The sequence below is a fragment of the uncultured Parabacteroides sp. genome (assembly GCF_947855115.1).
In the GTDB taxonomy this organism is placed as follows: domain Bacteria; phylum Bacteroidota; class Bacteroidia; order Bacteroidales; family Tannerellaceae; genus Parabacteroides.
In genome coordinates, this window is the sequence record NZ_CANTZW010000045.1 from 1 (window position 1) to 20,516 (window position 20,516).

General features: G+C 44.9%; 13 protein-coding genes. 7 read left to right on the top strand and 6 right to left on the bottom strand.

The annotated features are described in order from the left end of the window. The 5 genes from Q0110_RS17470 to Q0110_RS17490 all read right to left on the bottom strand — a co-directional run. Positions 1-343, bottom strand: a 343-nt coding sequence (locus Q0110_RS17470) for a type II toxin-antitoxin system antitoxin SocA domain-containing protein (RefSeq protein ID WP_297909488.1), incomplete at its 3' end; no start/stop codon positions are given. 136 nt (positions 344-479) lie between these two features. Next, a complete protein-coding gene (locus Q0110_RS17475) occupies positions 480-680 on the bottom strand; it encodes a hypothetical protein (RefSeq protein ID WP_297909491.1) in 201 nt (66 codons plus the stop codon). 57 nt (positions 681-737) lie between these two features. After that, positions 738-1,148 carry a phage integrase SAM-like domain-containing protein gene (locus Q0110_RS17480; RefSeq protein ID WP_297909494.1) on the bottom strand — a complete coding sequence of 137 codons (411 nt, stop codon included), beginning with the start codon at positions 1,146-1,148 and terminating at the stop codon, positions 738-740. Positions 1,149-1,843: 695 nt separating this feature from the next. Beyond that, positions 1,844-2,989, bottom strand: coding sequence for a DUF6051 family protein (locus Q0110_RS17485; RefSeq protein ID WP_297909498.1), 1,146 nt, complete (start codon positions 2,987-2,989; stop codon positions 1,844-1,846). A 209-nt stretch (positions 2,990-3,198) separates the two neighbouring features. After that, positions 3,199-7,161 (bottom strand): hybrid sensor histidine kinase/response regulator transcription factor, encoded by a 3,963-nt coding sequence (locus Q0110_RS17490; protein ID WP_297909501.1) that lies wholly within the window; start codon positions 7,159-7,161, stop codon positions 3,199-3,201. A gap of 241 nt (positions 7,162-7,402) precedes the next feature. Between Q0110_RS17490 and Q0110_RS17495 the strand changes: the two genes are divergently transcribed. The 7 genes from Q0110_RS17495 to Q0110_RS17525 all read left to right on the top strand — a co-directional run bounded on the left by Q0110_RS17495 (position 7,403) and on the right by Q0110_RS17525 (position 18,101). Beyond that, the gene (locus Q0110_RS17495; protein WP_297909504.1) at positions 7,403-8,491 is read left to right on the top strand and encodes a Gfo/Idh/MocA family oxidoreductase; all 1,089 of its coding nucleotides are present in this window, start codon (positions 7,403-7,405) and stop codon (positions 8,489-8,491) included. Positions 8,492-8,631: 140 nt separating this feature from the next. Further along, entirely contained in the window at positions 8,632-9,399 is a 768-nt protein-coding gene (locus Q0110_RS17500; protein ID WP_297909507.1) for a DUF1080 domain-containing protein, read from the top strand. Between the two features lie 26 nt (positions 9,400-9,425). Next, positions 9,426-10,766, top strand: a complete 1,341-nt coding sequence (locus tag Q0110_RS17505; RefSeq protein WP_297909510.1) for a Gfo/Idh/MocA family oxidoreductase — start codon at positions 9,426-9,428, stop codon at positions 10,764-10,766. Positions 10,767-10,855: 89 nt separating this feature from the next. After that, positions 10,856-13,819 carry a TonB-dependent receptor gene (locus Q0110_RS17510; RefSeq protein ID WP_297909513.1) on the top strand — a complete coding sequence of 988 codons (2,964 nt, stop codon included), beginning with the start codon at positions 10,856-10,858 and terminating at the stop codon, positions 13,817-13,819. A gap of 24 nt (positions 13,820-13,843) precedes the next feature. Beyond that, on the top strand, positions 13,844-15,415 hold the full coding sequence (locus Q0110_RS17515) for a RagB/SusD family nutrient uptake outer membrane protein (protein ID WP_297909516.1): 1,572 nt from the start codon (positions 13,844-13,846) through the stop codon (positions 15,413-15,415). Positions 15,416-15,430: 15 nt separating this feature from the next. Continuing rightward, positions 15,431-17,107, top strand: coding sequence for a carboxylesterase family protein (locus Q0110_RS17520; protein WP_297909519.1), 1,677 nt, complete (start codon positions 15,431-15,433; stop codon positions 17,105-17,107). A gap of 19 nt (positions 17,108-17,126) precedes the next feature. After that, the gene (locus Q0110_RS17525) at positions 17,127-18,101 is read left to right on the top strand and encodes a sugar phosphate isomerase/epimerase family protein (RefSeq protein ID WP_297909543.1); all 975 of its coding nucleotides are present in this window, start codon (positions 17,127-17,129) and stop codon (positions 18,099-18,101) included. A gap of 82 nt (positions 18,102-18,183) precedes the next feature. On the opposite strand, the gene Q0110_RS17530 is transcribed toward Q0110_RS17525, so the two are convergent. Then, positions 18,184-20,244 carry an alpha-L-fucosidase gene (locus Q0110_RS17530; RefSeq protein ID WP_297909547.1) on the bottom strand — a complete coding sequence of 687 codons (2,061 nt, stop codon included), beginning with the start codon at positions 20,242-20,244 and terminating at the stop codon, positions 18,184-18,186. Positions 20,245-20,516: the final 272 nt, after the last annotated feature.

The window sequence follows — 20,516 nt, forward strand, 5'->3', positions numbered from 1 at the left end:
CTATTGAATTGTCTATTGAATTGTCTATTGAATTGTCTATTGAATTGTCTATTGATTGTTTTAATATATTAGATATATTGTTTGCATTTGCATATGGTTTAAGTGAACAATTACTGGATGAAATTTCATATTTATTTAATTGTTTTTGAGTAATACAATTATATATGTCACTTTCAACGGGACCATATGGCATAGCTACAAAATTATCGAAAATAGACAATAAGTTCTCTTCCTTTGATTTCTCAGAGCCTATGGCCGTCACAAAGAATAATAATTTTAACACTTTGAGTCTAGTAAATGAAGATAAGTCACCATTTTCAATGGCGGCAAATCTATCAATCATATATTCAAAGCAATTATACTTAGTATCCATAATCGTTTGTGTTCCAATAGGATTTATGTTATCTCACAAAGATACAAACATTATTTTGATTAGCTTACTTCTATTTGTATAATAATTGTGATTTTTTGAATAGCTGCTATTTTAACAAATCAGATGTAACCTTTGCTACTTCATCTGTCCCAAACGACTCCAGATACACCTTTGTTATCTCCGTATTGGAGCGATGAAGTCCTGCGCTTACAATATCAATAGACTTTGTCTTTGAAAATAAGCGCATGGCGAAGTTATGCCGGGCAAAATATGTACTGAGGTCTTGGATACCTTCTGGAAATCCCATAATGGCGCCATTTCTTTCAGGTACTTGTTGAGCTTTTTGCTCTTGTTCTTCTTGAAATCATTCAGTTCTGTGGGAGACATGTTTTCTTGTATTGGTTTTTACCTCTTTTGCTAAACCGAATGTGTCTTTCTCGATACGTGTTCCATACTGGTTACTGAAAGGGTAAGTTTTAGGACTACCGACATTCTCTTTGATGGCGCTATTTAATAACGTACGCAAGGCACGAAGATTAACCCCGATACCGCCAACTTCACGACCAGCATTTCTTTCGTTCTCGAAGAACCGGGAAACATAGTCAAAGTTAATATCCGGAAACAATCTTTTGCTGAAACTTTTATCAAATTTCTTCAAGCAAATATGAAGGTCTTCAAAAGTGGAGGCAGTGCCATGACGATTACTTGTTTTCAGTTTATCGATATGAAATAACAAGTATTTTTCAACTGTACTGGATTTGAGGACTACAAACAACCGTTCCTATATTATCACATTTGTAAAGGGTATGTGCCTGCGTTCATAATCTTCTACGATGGATAGTAGTTCTGCTGTTTTCTTATCTAGATATAGGTTGTTTACTTCCCGGTCAGGGTGCAGTTGGGAAAGAAACTCTTTCTTCGCATCCCCGGTTAGCTTTTGCTCCTTAATGATATTTCGGGCTGTTTCATCATCTACAAATCTTTCTTTATTTGTATCCCATTGCATTTCTGTTGCACTAAAGGGTAAGCTGATTAATAGACGTTGACCGTTATATCGCAATACAAGGGATACGGCAAAACGACCATTTGCCCGTTTCTGTTAGAGTTTGAACTTAAAACCTTTTGTTGCTGTATTTCTTCTCATTGTATATCGTCCTGACACTTAAAAAAACGTGACGTTTCCGTGACGGAATAAATACAACTAAATCAAATGAAATATAAATTGCAATCAATTGATTTACAATGCAAAGCTAAATATATTATATGAGATGACATACAGTAAAAAGGTTAATTTCTCGGTCTCATAATCAGGGAGTCCTTGGTTCAAGCCTAAGTGGGACCACGATTGATAATCGCTAAATAACTGGATAAAGGTTATTTGGCGATTTTTTTTGAATGGACCGGTTCGTTCTTTATGTAATTTTCTTTCACGTAAGCCACATTGGTAGAGCAGACCATGTTCATTGTTCATTAGAGAAATGCCGCCACCCTCCTGAATATGGAGTGAAAGGCTTGGTTGATCAGGGACGGATCGATACGGGAATGAATCGGGAAGGGAATTTGGTGGGAGTATGTGAATGGGAAATCCAGTTCTTCCAATATCTTGCCGGAAGCTTTCCCTAAAGCCTTGATCACCCCACCGGTAGGCATAACGATATCTTTTTTCAAGGAGATCGCGCGAATACGGTCGCAAGCCCGCCGGAAGAACGATTCCCGGTAATCTCTTAAGATATCCTTACGTATTAAAGACTTAAAAGCTTGCTCCAAGAAATCATTCTTGAAAGAGGTGGGAAGTGTACGATTCTCCAGAAAATCGTGCCGGAAGTAATGGCGTACCTTGGCGAACGCCTCCTTGTCCATGATATCACGGGCATTGCCATCCATCTCGCTGAAAATGGAGCCGCCGCAAAACATGAATAAACGGGTATCCGTAAACATCTGATCCGGATTCGCCAATAGCAAGACTTGCGAAAGCAACGCCCCGATAGAGTAAGCGAATAAATTGATGGAAGTATCTTCCTTGAATAAAGGATGCTCGCCATTTTTGATCTCATGAACCAATTGCCACATATTATAAACAGACTCCCTGCCCGAGGCATAAAAACGTAGCGGGTTTTGAGATAGCCGGCTGCTAAGGGCCACGTTTGCGAACGTAGAGTTCGTCAGGCTTTTTACCTCTTCCTTGCGTCGGCTCACCCAAGGGAGGATCGCACGAGGATTGGCCCATAGTCTTGGGGTACGGTTCATATGGAAGGCGATCGGGAACAGGATAACCGGCTTACCGGTCGTATGGGTGAGGTATTCTGCCCACGTGAGGTACTTTTCCCAAGTTCGCTCGTTGAGCCCGTGCAACAAGATAATCGCTTCGTTACTCTTTTTACGTCCCGAGGGCGTGAATATGGCATACGAGAAAGACTTGTTCTCTTGAATACGATCGTCAGTCACCGGACAGAATCCGGTAGGGGTAAGCCCTTTTTGGAACTCATCGATCTCGCTGGCTCCGCGGGTCTGGATGAAGCGAAACGGGATGATTTCCAGATGATTCTCTTCCAATGCGATCTTTTTGTCATAAGAGAAAAGACTGCTCAGTTGCTTAGTACGAAGTGAAATATCCATGATCTTTTGATTTTTGACTATAAACAAGTAATAGGAAAACACCTCTTTAAAATAAATGGTTTAAACAGCCTTTCTTATGTGCATTCAAGAATAAAATCTTTTGTGGAAGGAGGATGTTTTTCAGGAGCCGGAGACCAAGAAAATTCCCGGTCTCCAAGTATAGCAAGAGAAAGTAACCTGCCGGTTTCATAGCAATTCTTCCGGACGGATTATTTCAATTCGATATTATTTTCTTTTGCGTATTGCGAGGGGCTCATGTTGAATTGCTTGGAGAAAGCCCGGCTGAAATAAGATTGCGAGTTGAAACCTACCGCCTCGGCGATCTCGTAAATTCTCATATCGCCTTGAAGGATCAACTCGGCGGCTTTCTTTAACCGACTGATCTTGATCAGTTCGTTGGGTGTCACGTTCGACAGGCCGTTGATTTTACGGTAAAGGGTCGGACGGCTCAGGTTCATTAATTCCGCTATCATGTCCACGTCTAGGTTCACGTCGTTTATATGACTGTCGATGATATCGTTCAGTTTTTTCAGGAACTTCTCGTCAGCCTTCGTGTAAGCCATGGATTTGAGGTTGGTTATCGGCGAGTTGAAATAATAGGCGCGCATGTTATTCCGGTTATTCAGCAGGTTCGTCACTTGGGTAAGCAATAAGTCCATGGAGAAAGGCTTGTCGATGTAAGCGTCTGCCCCCAGCTCAAGCCCTTCCATGCGGGATTGCAAAGTGTTTTGGGCCGTTAGGAGGATAACCGGGATATGGCTGAACTCCAGATTCGTCTTTATCTTTTTCAATAAGGTGAAACCATCCATGACAGGCATCATGATATCGCTGATGATTAATTGAATACCATATTCCTTAAGGCAGGCAATCGCTTCCTCGCCATTACCGGCGGTGACAACATTGTAGAGTGTATTGACCTCTTGGCCGATGAAATGACGCATTTCCGCATTATCCTCCACTACGAGAACTGTCGGGCGGGATTCTTGGGTGACGTACTTCCGTTCTCGGTCCGTCTCGTTCAGAGATCCGGTTTCCTCTTCCTCTAGCTTTAACGAGTTCGGTTGGTTTACCGGCAGGCGTAATCTGAAGGTGATGAGTCCGTCCGCGGATTCTTCCAGTGTCAGCGATCCCTCGTGCATCTCAGCCAGGGAGCGGGCTAGAGGTAATCCGAGTCCGGTCCCGGATTTATGGATAGAGGAACCGTCGCGGTAGAAAGGTTCGAAGATCTTTTCTTTTATTTCCTCCGAGATGGCCTTTCCGTCGTTCATGATATCGATCGTGAATCGCTCGTCATCCTGTCCCTCGAACCGGACGATGATTTTGCTTCTCGCGTATTTGATCGCGTTTGATAAGAGGTTGCTGAGTATCTTCGTGCATGCCTCCTTATCAATGAAGGCGTAGAACGATTTTACGTTATATTCGATGACCATTTGCAACGATTCTTCTTCTGCCGTGTCGCGGAAACGTTCGAAAGTCTCCTGCATTAGTGCGATGATGTCCGTATGAATGAAATTCAGCTTATACCCCTCGATCTCCGTTTTCCTGAAATCCAGTAACTGATTCACCAGATCCAATAGCCGGTTTGCGTTCTTATCCACTATCGTCAGATAATTCTTGGCGCTGGGGGATAGCTTGATATCCCGGGTTACTTTCTCCAGAGGACTTTTAATTAAAGTCAAAGGTGTGCGTATCTCATGGGCGATATTGATAAAGAAGTCGATTTTCGCCTGATATAGTTCCTTCTCTTTCTCATTCTCGAACTCCTGTATTTTCTGCTGTATATTCGCCTTGTTATGACGGGAAATGATAAGGATCAACAAAATGATACACCCGATAGCGGCCACCCCGTATAAGATCAGCGCCGCTGTAGAGAGCCACCACGGAGGAAGAATCGTGATCCGGAACATCGCCGGTTCATCGTTCCAGATACCAGACAGGTTCGCCGCCTTTACTTTGAACGTATAGTTACCGGGCGGCAGTTTAGTGAAATACACCCGGTTTTCCCCCACCACATGATACCACTTGGAACTTAGCCCTTCCATGCAATAAGCGTATTGAGTGAGGTTGGGGGCTTGATAACTTAGCGATGTATAGTCGATATAAAAGGTCGATTGATTATGCTCCAAGGTGATTTCTTGTTTAAAGGTAATATCTTTTTGCCTCAATAGGTTTTGATCGGGGTCTGAATAACAGATTTGTGTCATGTAAATCTTTGGTTGGATAGAGAATTGTTGGATATTATCGGGATGGAACCGGACCAAGCCCTTCAAAGTTCCGAAATATAACTTGCCGTCTTTGGATTTCAGGGAAGAATTATAGTTGAACTGATTAGACAAAAGCCCATGCTCTTTTTTGAATACCTTGATCTCTTGGTTGACCGGATTAAGTACGGCCAGGCCGTTTGTGGTACTGATCCACATTTGCCCTTTATGGTCTTCCTCGATCCGATAGACAACATCGCTGGGTAGGCCATCTTGAGTCGTATATCTTATCGTAGTCTTTAAGTGCCGGTCATACATTTTCACTCCGTTCCCGGTTGCGAACCACAGGTTATTTTTAGTATCCTCATGAATGTGGTTGATTGTTCGGCTGGCGTTTGTGTTCATGGAATCCAATTTGAACTCACCATGTTTTTGCCGAATAGGGTCGGAATAATATAGTCCGGTATTAAATGTACCGGCCCATATAACCCCCTCATGATCCTCGAAAATCGTTTGTACCCTGCAATTACTAGGGAATTGGTCGAGAGGTTCGAAGATATCTTTATCGGGATTATATTGATATATACCGGATGCCGTAGCTACGAGCAAATCATTTTTCCGGGTTTTATATAGATATACGATGATATCATTTTGAGTTGCGTAAGGATTCGGGCCTATGGTATAATGCTTGGTGATTTTCTCTGTATGGGTATCCATAACATCTATTCCGTTTGCATGCGTCCCGATCCATAAAGAATTGCCGATTACGGCAAGCCCGTGGATACAACTTTGGGAAAGACCGTCTTTATCTTGGAAATTCTTATAAGTCTGTGTGTATATGTCGAGTTTATTGAGGCCTGCGTCTTCTGTCCCTATCCATATGTTATTGTTAGCGTCTTGGCAGATGTCGTGGATGATATCACCATTAATGGTTTTTTGTCCGGGGATATTGTAATCTTTCTTGAATTTGAGGTAAGGGGGGAGGTAATTGATACCTCCATTGTCCGTACAGATCCATAGGCCACCTTCCCGGTCTTTGCAAAACTGCTTGGTAGCGTTGTTGGATAGGGAATAAGGATCACATTTGTCTTGTTCTACGTGAAAAGTTTTGTTTGAGGGTATTTGGTAGATATAGATGCCGTTGTAGGTGGCGATCCATACCTCGTCGTTTGTCACTTGGAAAATATCCCGGGTGTATAAGGGGCTGTTTTTTTGTTGGGTAAGAATATTTCTACAGGCTCCTGTTTGTATGTTAACCTGCTTGATCCCGTTATCGCTTGTACCGATCAGTAATGTGTTATCAGATGGGGATGCCCATAGGGTAGTCATATTATTGATACGTAGGGTGTCGTTGCCGTTGTGGATGTTTAGGGGAGTGAATTTATTATCTGTCGGGTCTAATAAGACGACATGGCCGTTTAGCGTGGTTGCCCATATCTGATCTTGCGGGGTGATATAGAAAGAGGTGATAGGATCACTATCTTTATACAGGTAATTTTGGTGTAACTCGGATCGCTCGTTATACTTAATAAGGGAAAAGCCGGATAATAACATCCATAGGTTCCCTTGGCGGTCAAATTCCAGGCTGGTGCAACCGATTCCTTTCGTGAACTTTATCAAGGAAAACGTGTCGGTTTGGTAATCGTATTTTTGTACCCCCATATTGGTTCCCACCCAAAGTTCCCCGGAGGGGCTTATCGCCAAGTCTGTAATCCAGCTACTGATTAAGGTTCCTTTTTGCAGGGTCTGGTTTTTTATAATATGAAATTTATTTCCGTCAAACCGGTTGAGTCCGTCTCGTGTTCCAAACCACATGAAACCATAATGATCTTGTACGCAGCAAGTCACATTATTATTGCTCAAGCCATCTTCTACCTCATAAGATTTGAAGTAATACGATTGGGCGTTGGCTTCTATTGCGGCTACTATAAATAATAAGGTATAAAGATAATTCATCAAGTTTTTTCTCATAGATCCTTATAATTTATATGCAATATACCTCCTTTTCCTTAAGCCTCCATAACAGGATCGTATCATTGTTTTTTCATTTTGTTTCAATACTTATGTTTGAGATATTGACTTTTGGGGAGTTGTTTTGGTAAGATCGTTTGTTGAGACGAAAAGTAATAATTTTGAGAAAAAAGAGCAATGCTGTTCGGGGTAGGGGGCTTTAATTTTGACAAAAACAGTGTAAATCTTTAAAAGAAAACGTATGAGTCAAAAAATAAAAGTAGGTATAATAGGCTTTGGCCGCATGGGTGGGTTTTATTTGGAGGAGATGCAGAAAAGCGATAAATGGGAAATCCTCTATATCTGCGACACAGACCCGGCGGCACGGGACTTGGCGAGGAAGAAATCTCCGACATCCCGAGTTGTAACGGATGAGCAGGTCATATTTGAGGACCCGGAAGTGCAAGTAGTCGGTTTGTTTACATTGGCAGACTCTCGCTTGAGGCAAATCAAGAAAGCGATGACGTTTGGTAAGCATGTCATCGCGGAAAAGCCGGTCGCTGATACAATCGAACATGAATGGGAGGTTGTAAGATGCGTGGAAAACTCAAGTTTGTTTTCGACTGTCAATTTGTATTTGCGTAATTCTTGGTATCATAATACGATTAAAGAGTTTATCCGGAAAGGAGAGATCGGTGAATTAGCGATAATTCGTGTTTGCCATATGACTCCGGGGTTGGCTCCGGGAGAAGGCCATGAATACGAGGGGCCGTCTTTTCATGATTGCGGGATGCATTATGTGGATATATCCCGTTGGTATGCCGGATGTGAGTATAAGACATGGCATGCGCAGGCGATCCGGATGTGGGATTATCCTGAACCTTGGTGGTTACAATGCCACGGGACTTTTGAGAATGGGGTAGTCTTCGATGTAACGCAAGGGCATGTGTATGGGCAGTTATCGAAAGACCAAACGCATAATTCTTATATTGACATAATCGGCACGAAAGGAATCGCCCGGATGAGTCATGATTTCAAGACTGCGATCGTAGAGTTGAGGGGAGTCAATGAGACATATCGGATCGAGAGACCCTATGGGGGGAAGAATATAAGTACATTATGCGATTTGTTTGCGGATTCTGTACGAACGGGTGTCTTTGATTCCCGCCTGCCACTGATGCGTGATTCCGCTATTGCCTCGGAATATGCGTGGAAATTCTTGGATGACGCTAAGCGGCATGAGATGCCTTCTATCGGGGATTTACAGACTTTGGAAAAGATTCGGGAGAGGAGGAGGAATATGACCGAGGGATATGGCTTGCTACGGCATGTAAAATCGTCTCATCTTTGATACAATCCTCTCAATAACCGGGTTAAACGGGTTGAGTTTGTATTATGCGACAATCGGAAATGATTTTGATAAAATAGAAAAAATGGATTTTTGGTATCCATGATACATTTGCGACACTTATTAATTTAATACTATGTAATATGAAAAAAATGATTGTTCTTATCAGCTTTTTATGCGGTGCGTTTTTTATGAGCGCCCAGCAAAGTAACCAACAACAAAGACAACCGGAAAAATGGAAACCCGAGAGTACCGAATGGTATTACCCGGTTCCTCCCAAGGTAAAACCGGGTGTGGGGACTGGAGCTCCTTCCGACGCTATAATCCTGTTTGATGGAAAAGACCTTTCTATGTGGGAATCTGCGGGAAAAGATGGAGGTCCTGCGAAATGGACCGTGAAAGATGGAGCGATGATCGTGGCTTGCGGGACAGGATCGATTCAGACAAAAGATTATTTTGGAGATTGCCAGTTGCATATCGAGTTCAAGACCCCTACGCCGGGAAAAGATAATACGTTGCAGATGAAAGGAAATAGTGGTATTATGCTACAAAGCCGTTATGAGGTACAAGTTTTGGATTGCGAGGATAATCCTACGTATGTGAATGGTTGGGTTGGCAGTATTTACAAACAAAGCGCGCCGCTGGTAAACGCTTTCACGAAGACAAACGAATGGCAAGTTTATGATATTTACTGGAAAGCTCCTCGGTTCGGAACAAATGATGAGTTGGAATCTCCCGCTATGATTACCGTAGTATTGAACGGTATCGTCGTACAGAATAACTATGTACTGAAAGGAACGACTCCATATACCGGTTTACCTAAATATGTGGCACATGGCCGTATGCCGTTGAGTTTGCAAGATCATGGCGTGGAAGTGGCTTTCCGCAATATCTGGATTCGTAATTTATAAATTGTATAACCTTAAAATAATGATTTATGACTACACGTAGGAATTTTTTGAAGAACTCGACTATGTTGGCCGCTGGCTTAGGCTTCTCGCCTCTTTGGGCATCGGCAACTCCTTCCGTCTCTCATAAGGAAGAGGTGATAAATGGACAGGTGAATATAGCGGTAATAGGTGTCGGTATGGGATGCCGTGACTTACAAGGGGCTTTGACCGATAATCCATGGGTACATTGTGTGGGAATGTGCGACGTGAATAAGGTGAGACTTGATGAGCAGATCGCACGTTTCAAGAAAGATTTCCCAGACCAGACAACCTCGATCAAGGCATATAATGATTTCCGGGAAGTCTTGGCGAATAAGGATATCGACGGGGTTATTATCGCGACACCGGATCATTGGCATCCTTATATCTTTGCGGAGGCTTTGAAAGCGGGTAAGGCGATTTATGTGGAAAAACCAGTCGCCAACTCAATTCCGGAGTGTCATTCGATGATGGATTTCCAAAAGAAATATAAAGGTGTGGTGACAACCGGTTTGTGGCAGACAAGCCAACGATATTTCTTGGCGGCCAATGAGATCTTGAGGTCCGGGGTGCTGGGTGATGTTTATAAGGTTCAGCTATGGCTTTGCCAGTCTACGGATCCGCGCCCGGCCGTGGCAGATTCTCCGGCTCCTTCGACGTTGGATTATGATATGTGGTTAGGTCCGGCTCCTGAGCGTCCGTTCAATAATTACCGTTTTCGGGGATGGCGTGGCTTCTGGGATTATGGAGGTGGCCAGCAAACTGATTGGGGGGTACATTGGATAGACTCTGCGTTCGATGGTTTGAAGGCGTTAGGATTGTGCGACCGTGAATATCCGGAGGCGGTATTCTCCACGGCTTATAAAGATCCTACCTCTTTTAACGAGACTCCCAGTTGCCAGACAACGATTTTCCAATATAAGAAATTCCATATAGAATGGGCACAGCAAGTAGCTCATCTCTATAACCGGGATCAAGGGGTCGCTTGGGTTGGAAGTAAAGCTACTTTAGTGTGTAACCGTGAAGGCTATGAATTGATTCCTGAGAAGAACCGTGAAGGTGAGTTGTTGACCGATCGTGCCCAGCTTGTGGGTAAGTTCGAGGATGGAGGTATTGAGGCCCATGCGACGAATTGGTGTAAGTGTATATTAAATAAATCTATTGAGACGAACAGCCCGATCGAAAAAGGGGCTTTCGCTACCATCTTGGCTCATATGGCTAATATCTCGTATTTGACGGGAACTCGTGTCGTGTATGATCCGCAAGCGCGTAAGTTCGTGGATAATCCGCAAGCGGATGCGTATTTGAAACGGAGTTATAGAAGTCCGTGGCAATTCCCGAAAGTTTAGCTTCAACCATTACCGAACGAATTGAATTGCGACGCATTGAGATCCAGTCGTTTTTATAAAAAACAATGTCAACTTTAAATGAATGAGTTATGAAAAATCAAAAAAAGGAAGTAAGGCTTCGAAAGGCTCTGTTTTTGATCGTTAGTTTGGCGCTATTTTTTCCTATGATGGCGCAAACGATCGCGGTAAAAGGAGTTGTAAAGGAATCTATGACAGGTGAACCGATCATTGGCGCCAATGTAGCGGTGAAAGGTACGACTAATGGTACGATTTCTGATATGAACGGTATGTATCAGATATCAGATGTTTCATCAAATGCCGTATTGGTCATTTCTTATATTGGATATAAAACCGCTGAGGTACCGGTAAATGGAAAGAGTACGATAAACGTGAGTTTGGAGGAAGAAAGTATCGGTCTTCAAGAAGTGGTAGCCGTAGGATATGGATCTCAGAAAAAGAAAGAGTTAACAGGTTCTGTCGCGGGCTTGAAAGAAGGAGACTTGATCAAAGGTATACAGTCGGACCCGATGGGTATGTTGCAAGGTAAAGTGGCGGGTTTGAATATATCCAAGCCAAATGCCGGAGACCCGAACGGTGAGTATAAGTTCCAATTACGCGGTACTTCTTCCTTGACCGGCAACACCTCTCCGTTGATAGTTATCGACGGTATACCCCAAGGGGATTTGGCCGCTATTCCTCAAGATGATATTGAAAGTATCGACGTATTGAAAGATGGTTCTGCCGCCGCCATATATGGAACCCGAGGAACGAACGGCGTTATCTTGGTTACGACCAAGCGAGGCACCGCCGGGAAAATGAGTGTCACCTATAACGGATACATGTCCATCTCTTCTGTTGCGAATCAATTGGAGGTTATGGATCGTGACCAGTTTTTGGCGAACGGGGGAAACGACCGGGGATATAATACGAATTGGATGGACGAGATTACCAGGACCCCTTTCTCTCACTCGCATAACTTGGCGTTAACGGGAGGTACGACCGATTTTAATTACCGGGCTTCTGTTTCTTACCGTAATAACCAAGGTATCGCTCTTAAGTCTGGATTTAACGAGATGATCGCCCGTTTCTCCGCGAACCAGAATTTGTTCAATAAGAAGATTCAAATAGCATACGACGCTACTTATCGTCGTTTCGACCGGGAAGGCGAGAATTCTAGTTATGATGATTATTCCGCTTTTAAGCATGCATATTATTATAATCCTACGGCTCCCGTATACGATGAGACGGGTACGATAGATGCCGGTGGTTTCTATGCGCTGGATATCCAGGGGTATTCAAATCCGGTAGCTTACATCATGCAGCGTGACCGTCGTACGAAAGGTGGGCTTTTCCAAGGTTCAGCCCGTGTGACTTGGAATATTTTGGAAGGGCTTCGTGCGCAAGCGTTCGGTTCATTGAAATATTCTGATATAAATAAGGGTACTTACACCTCCCGGGAAGTATTTAATACCTCTGATTTTGGGTCTGCTTCCCGGAGCTTTAATACTCGTTTTAATAAGACGCTGGAAACAACGATCGATTATGTGAAATCTTTCGGAGAGCATCATTTGGTAGTATTGGGAGGATATACCTACGAGCATAATTACCGAGAGTCGTTTGGCATGAACAACTCGAATTTCGATTCGGATGTGTATTCTTATTTTAATCTGGGCGCAGGTAGCAACTTGATCAATAATCCGAGTCAGAGTATGATGGAGGGAGAGGTATCTCAAGATAATTTGGTCTCATTTTTCGGACGTGTAAATTATAATTTCGGGAACCGTTATTTGCTCTCTGCTTCTGTTCGCCGGGAAGGATCGACTCGTCTAGGCGCTGATTATAAATGGGGAACTTTTCCTGCGGTAAGTGTTGGTTGGTCTATCGGAAACGAGGGATTTATGGAAAATGCCAGTTGGATTAATGACTTGAAATTACGCCTTGGTTATGGAGTGACCGGTAATATGCCTTCGGATAATTATCTGTCGTTGGCAATGATGGGAGTCGTTGGTCGTTTTTATGATCATTCCTCGAAGACGTGGGTGAACGCTTATGGGCCGACACAGAATCAAAACCCGGACTTGAAATGGGAAAAAAAGGGTGAATGGAATTTAGGTGTTGATTTCGCGGCATTCAATAACCGTTTGAACGTGACGATTGATATGTATAAGCGTAAAGTATCTGATTTGTTGTATGAATATAAGGTACCGACGCCTCCGTATCAATATTCTACCATGTTAGCCAATGTGGGTGACGCTACCAGTAAAGGATTGGAATTCTCTATATCAGGTACACCTGTGCGGACGAAAGATTTCTCATGGACTAGCTCGATTAATTTCTCTTTTAATACGAATAGGCTGGATAAACTGAGTAATGAGACATTCCAAACGGATTGGATCGAGACTGGTACTTTGTCGGACGGAGACTTGGGTGGAATGAACTCTACTCCATTGATCCGCTTGGTTCCCGGAGGTAAGGTGGGCGATTTTTATTTGCCGGTATTCGAAGGGTTTACGGAAGACGGGAAATGGATATTTAAGGATGTTAATGGAGATGGAGAATTTACCTATAACGAAGATCGGGAGATCGTTGGTAATGCGCAACCCGATTTTATCGCGGGGTGGACAAATGAGTTTAAATATCGTGATTTTGATTTATCATTTACGTTCCGGGCGATCGTGGGAAATGATGTCTATAATGTAAGCCGCATGGCGTTGGAAAACCGGAATGTGGCCGGAAAGGAGAAAAATATGTTGGCTTCGGTAATGGATATCCCATTGCAAGACGCAGCACAAGCTTCTAGTTATTATTTGGAGGATGGTTCTTTCTTGAAGTTGGATAATATTACGTTAGGTTATAATGTACCGGTGAAAAAATTAGGTTTCATGCAAAACTTGCGTTTGTATTTAACAGGTCAGAACTTGTTCACGATCACGGGATATAAAGGTATCGATCCGGAGGTTGATATGGTAGGATTAGATAATATGGGTATCGAGAGGACTCGTTATTATCCGGCCAGCCGTTCTTTTATCCTAGGTTTGAATGTTACGTTTTAATAGATACTCAAAATATCGAAGGTTATGAAAAAATATAGTTTAATATATCTAGTAGCAATGATTTGTTTTATGGCTATCGCTCCTTCTTGTACAGATATGGATGAGGATACGACCGGACAAATGGTATCAAATGACTTTTATGCGGATCCATCCTTGATTCCGCAAGCGGTGGGCGCTGCCTATGCGGAATTGCAGGCTTATCAGAATCACTGGGGGGTATGGGGATTGCAAACGGTTTCCTCGGACGAATGTGTCGTCCCGACTCGTGCGCCGGGTAATGACTGGTATGATGGAGGGGTGTGGCAGGATTTCCATCGCCATCAGTGGCAATATAATCTGGATGCCTTGAATAATGTGTGGATTTCTGTGTTTTCCGGAATAACGACATGTAACCGTGTGGTTTACGACTTGGATACGTATAAGGAGGAGATGGATGTTGATGTCTATAATAAATATCGTGCGGAGACTGTCATCTTGAGATGTTTCTATTATTCCATCTTGCTGGACTTATTCGGGAATGTTCCTTATATCGACACGTATGAGAGTGAGATCACGGCTTCTCCTCAGACAAGCCGTCCTGAGCTTTATCAGAAAGTCGTGGATTGTATTTTAGAAAACTTGGAATATTTGGATGAGGCTCCGTCTGCCGAGAACTATGGAAGATGCACGAAATCGATGGCTTATACGATGTTGGCGAAACTATATTTGAATGCGAAAGTGTTCAAAGGGGCTTCTTCTTATGATGTAGACGATATGAATAAGGTGATAGAATACTGTGATAAAGTGATTGATTCCGGATATTATGAGATCGAGTCTGATTTCTCCGCTCCATTTAAAGTATCGAATGAGTCTTGTAAAGAGAATATTTTCGTGGTACCGATGCAGAATGGTATCAATTCAAATGGAGACTATGAGTTCCATTTCCATAAATTCTCCGGGCATCCGAAATCCCGCCAGATGTGGGGTATAAATGTCGGTGGTTGGAACGGAGGTTGTGCGACCCCGGATTTTCTTGCTTTGTATAAAGAAGACGATACCCGGAAAAAGGCGACTTTTATCTATGGTTTGATTTATGATAAAGTGACGGGAGAACCAGTTGAGGATGGCGACAATCCGGGAAAACAATTGGAGCTGACTATTGAGGTATCTTCCATTAACGCCGCTTATCGCTGGGAAGGCGCTCGAATCCAGAAGTATGAGTATGAGCTGGGGATGACCGGTAATATGAATAATGATTTTGTTTTATATCGTTTGGCCGATATCTATTATATGAAGGCAGAGGCTATCTTGAGGGGTGGTAATACCACTACTTTGTCCGCTTTATGCGCGGAACCTGCGTTCCGGTTAATACGCGAGCGAGCAAGCCAGCCTGTATATACTCCGGAGACATTAACGTTGGATGAGTTGATTGATGAGCGTGGCCGTGAGTTTGCTTGGGAAGGTTGGCGCCGTCAGGACTTGATTCGTTGGGATAAGTTCGCTAAGGGTAGCTGGACGTTTAAGGAGGCTTTGGATAATAATACACGTGACCTATTCCCTATACCATACGATCAGATTACGAAGAACCAATCTTGGAAACAGAATCCGGGATATTAAAAAAGTTGTGTTTTTATGCATATGAATAGACGACAATTTGTGAGAAACCTAGGACTGGGCACGGCCTCTTTGGGTATGGGAGGTTTGGCTTCCTCGTGTGCCCCGTCCGGGGGGTCCTCCCCCAAGCAGAATGTTGAGGGAGGGGAAGATGGACAGTTTTTGTTTATCGGAGATGATATCGCGATCGCGCAGACGGAGTATGGGAAGGTACAAGGGTATCTGTTGAACCGTGTATATACATTTTTAGGGGTTCCTTATGGGGCGGATACGTCGGGGGAAAATCGCTTTATGCCTCCCAAGAAGCCGGAACCGTGGACGGATGTGAGGCCGGCGGTCTTTTACGGGAATACGGCGCCGCAGCGGATGGAGAACCGGTGGCCCAATAATTACGGTACTTTCGCCGATCATTGGAATTATTGGGATGTGAGCGAAGACTGCCTGTATTTGAATGTATGGACACCGGGCATAGCGGATGGCAAGAAACGTCCGGTATTGGTGTGGCTGCACGGTGGCGGTTTCACGAATGGTAGCGGGATCGAGCAGGATGGATATCACGGGGAGAATATAAGCCGGGAAGGAGACATCGTGTTCTGTTCCATTAATCACCGGTTAGGCCCGATCGGTTTCTCCGATCTATCCGGGGTCGGCGGGGAAGCGTATAAGGATTCCGGAAACGTCGGGATGCTGGATATCATCGCCGCGTTGCGATGGGTACATGATAATATCGCCAATTTCGGTGGAGATCCCGGGAACGTGACGGTCATGGGGCAATCCGGAGGAGGTTCTAAGGTCTGTACGGTAGCCGCTATGCCGGCAGCGAAGGGCCTGATTCATAAAGCCGTGGCCCTGAGTGGGTCTACGGTAGGAGCCTCCGATCAAGCGATGACTCGTAAAGTAGGGGAATATATCTTGAAAGAGGCGGGGCTGACCGCCTCCGAACTGCATAAATTGCAAAGGATACCCTGGCGGGAATATCTGGATATTGCGGATAGGGCCTGTAAAAAGTGCTGGGAAGAGCAAGGGATTAGCATGAGACGGACTTTTGGCCCTGTCGCTGATGACCGGAATATTCCGGCCGGTGTATTCTATTCCGGCGAGAGCCGACTGGAATCTCCCGTTGTCCCGATGATATTTTGCACGACTTTCCATGAATGGAACCCAAACAGGGCGGATGCGGCCTTGGAGAAAATCACTCAAGACGGTGTGATCGAGAAACTGAAAAGTCAATATGGTGATAAAGCGGAATCGATCGTGAAGGCTTTCGCCAAGAATTTCCCCGATAAAAGCCCTGTGGAGCTTTGGGCGATGATCTTGTCTTCCCGTCAGCGAGTGGTTGAGGCGGCCAACGCGAAGTTAAAGCAAGGCCAGCCGGTATATGTAGCTTGGTTTGGTTGGTGTCCGCCCTTGTTTAATAACCGTATGCGTGCGTTCCATTGCTTGGATATCTGTTTCTGGTTTAAGAACACGGACCGGATGTTTACCCATACGGGAGGAGGCAAGGTTCCTCGTGCGTTGTCGGGCAAGATGTCTGGCGCTTTGTTGAATTTCATGCGGACCGGAGATCCGAATGGAGGAGAGTTACCCGCTTGGCCGGGATATACGGAAGAAAATGGCGAGGTGATGATCCTGGATAATACGTGTGAAGTCCGGAATGATCCGGATCGGGAAGCCCGTAAATCTCTGGAGGTGTAATCTGAAATGAGAGAGAGTTATGCTTGAGAAAAAGATTTCAAGACGTAATATGCTACGGGCTACCGGCTTGGCGGTCTTGGGCGGTACGTTCGGGGGATGGGCTTCCTGCGCCCCGAAGAAAAAAGAGGAGTCTTCATCCGGAGTGTCCTCTCCGAAACGTCCCTTCCGCGTCAGCCTCAATGTCTCTACGATATCGGGCTATAAACTACCTGTTCAAAAACAGATTGACTTATGTGCCGAGGCTGGTTTTGAGGGAATTGAGTTATGGACCCGTGATGTGGATGCGTTCGTGAAGCAAGGTGGTTCTTATGAGACGCTCAGGCGACAGTTGGAAGCTTCCGGACTTTTACTGGAGAATATGATCGGTTTCGCGTCATGGTTTGCCGATGATCCTTCGAAACGGGAGGAGGGGTTAAACCAAATGCGGCATGATATGGAGATGGTAGCGGGACTGGGCGGTAAGTTTATCGCCGCCCCGGCCCAAGGGGTTACCCAATTGGATCGTGCGCGTCTTCCGGAATATGCCGGGCGCTATCGGGCGATACTGGATTTGGGGGATGAGATGGGGGTCACCCCGATATTGGAACTCTGGGGAGCCGGGGTTCTGAATCAATTATCGGATACTATGGCGATAGCGATCGCCTCCGGGCATTCGCGGGCTTCTGTCTTGTTGGATTTCTATCATTTGTACAGAGGAGGGAATAGCTTTGATAGTTTGCGTTTGGTGAATGGGAAGATTCTTCCGGTCTTTCACATCAACGATTATCCGGATTTGCCTCCACGTACGGAGTTGAAAGATTCAGACCGGGTGTTTCCGGGGGATGGGATTTGCCCGTTTGATGAAATACTTCCTTTGCTGTATGACTCTGGTTTCAGGGGCGGGTTATCCGTGGAGCTTTTTAATAAAGGCTATTGGGAAACCATGGACGTGAAGGAGGTCTTAAGAAAGAGTTTTGAGAAAACCACACAGGTAATCGAAAGTTCGATGGGATAAAAGTTTGTTGGGATTAAGGAAAGAGACCGCTTCGAGGTGTTTCACCTCAGAGGCGGTCTCTTTTGTTTGGGCCGGGTTTTCGTTATTCTTCCGTGATTACCGAGAACTCTCCGATACCCGCTTGCTTTTTATTGTCTACGATACGGGTCGCTACCAAGCGGATTTGCTTGCCTCTCGTTGCCGGGAAATGTACGACTTGCTCGATCGGGTTGGCTTTGATATTGGAGAATTCACCTTCCGACACTTTTTTACCGTCAATGTATAATTGATAGTTAGAGATATGGCCGCTAGCGTCACGCCCTTGGTTCGGGGTGTAACGGAATCCGGATATAGGCATCTTTTTCGCCAACTGTACGACTAATTCCTGTTTTCCTTGAGGAAGGTAATAGGTCGTATAACCGTTTCCGTCCAGGATTACGCTGGTTTTCTCATCCTCGGGTGATAAGATCGTGTAATCGCGGGCGGGGATATCGAACGTTTGCGTGGAAACAGGGCTGATCTTGTCGAAAGTCGGGTCGTAAGCGATCGCCTTGACCGTCCCTTTCTGGGCGAAAGCGAATGGGGCTTCATAGAGCGGAGACTCTTTGGTCGGCTCAGATCCATCGGTCGTATAATGAACCTCTGAACCTTTATCTCCGGCCTGTATCGTTACCTTATCGTCGAGATCGCGGGTGATCGCCGGCTCGGTCACCAAGGCGGGGGCAAGATATGCTTCCACGTTATTGATGCAAAGAGGCCCGCGAGCATCCGTGAAGTTGATTCGTATCTTTTCCGCTTTCTCGGTCTGGAAACGGACGATCCGTTTGTAACCCACCGTTGTCGTAGAGTCTACGGTCTGCGCCGGTATCCATTTCCCGTTTTGCTCAAGCTCGATATTGAACGAGCGGACTCGTTGCCCTAGCGGGATATATTCTTGTATTACCAAGCGGTTTACGTCGGAAGGACGAGTCAACGTGAATGTCAAGGAACCGCTGTTTACTCCATCATCTGTAGCCCAGTAGGTATCCCAGTCTCCGTCTACGGTCTTGTTAGGGCTGAAGAGGCTGCCCCTTTTATTGCTCGCTTGTACGTAACAGCCTTTCAACAGATTCTCCTTGAAATCGTTTTGGATGGTTTGATACCATTGTACGGCGCGGGCAGAATCGACCGGGCTTATTTTTCCGTTCAACGCTACGGGGAAGTTCAACAAGAAATTGGCGTTATGCCCGACGCTCCGGTAGTAAAGATCCACTAATTTTGCCAAGGATTTGACTTGGTGGTCTTCCCTGGAGTGATAAAACCATCCCGGACGGATAGATACATCGCATTCCCCGCCCAGCCACATCGGGCCGTTCTCGTCTCCCCATACGCTTTGCTGGAAAGTCGGCATCGACGGTTCCGGGGCGAAGATACTCCATTGGGTATCGCCTGCCCAGCCTTCCTCATTGCCGATCCAACGGATATCGGGCACTGTACCCCCGAAAATCATGATATCCGGGTGATGTGCCTTAAGCGTATCACGTGCTCGTTCATATTGGTAGTATGTCTTGGCGTCGATGGCGCGGGTCTCGTTCGTGCCTCCGTACCAACCGTTGCCGCCATTCGCGCCATCGAACCAATATTCGAACAGAGGGCCGTAGTTGGAGACTAATTCATGCAATTGGGCATGGAATTTCTCTACATATCCCGGTTGTCCGTAGTTCTCGCTATTCCTGTCCCAAGGGGAAAGATAGACTCCGAATTTTAGCCCGTGTTTCTTGCAGGCGTCGGAGAGTTCTTTTACCATATCTCCTTTGCCATCTTTCCAAGGAGAGTTCTTTACGCTGTACTCGGTCGTAGCGGTGGGCCATAGGCAAAATCCGTCGTGATGCTTGGTGGTCAGGATAACGCCTTTCAGCCCGGCGGCTTTGATCGTACGTGCCCATTGGTCGCAATCCAGGTCTGTTGGGTTGAATGTGGAGGCCGGAGTATTTCCGTAGCCCCATTCCAGATCGTTGAAGGTATTTAGGCCGAAATGGACAAAGGCATATGTTTCCAGTTTATGCCATTCAACTTGTGCCGGCGTAGGAACGGGCAAGATGGGGGCGGGCGCGGTAGCTTCTTTGCAGGAGAAGAAGGATAACAACCCTAACCCTAATAAAATAGAGGAACTTAAGTGTTTCATTATTTGTCTATATTTAGATGAGACCTCAAATATATGAAAAAAAACGGTTGGCTCTTACAGGGTCTTCAAAAAGCACGTACATGTTTTTTGAAATTCATGTACGTGTTTTTGAAAAAAGACGTACGAGTTTTTTTAGATAGATTTCGGAGAAAAAAATTGTCTTTAGTAAATAATGTACCCGATCCCCCATCGAGAAAAAAAGTTCGAAAAAAGTTGCCGTAATATTTGGATGGTAAAAAAAAAGCCCCTACTTTTGCACCCGCTTTCGAGAG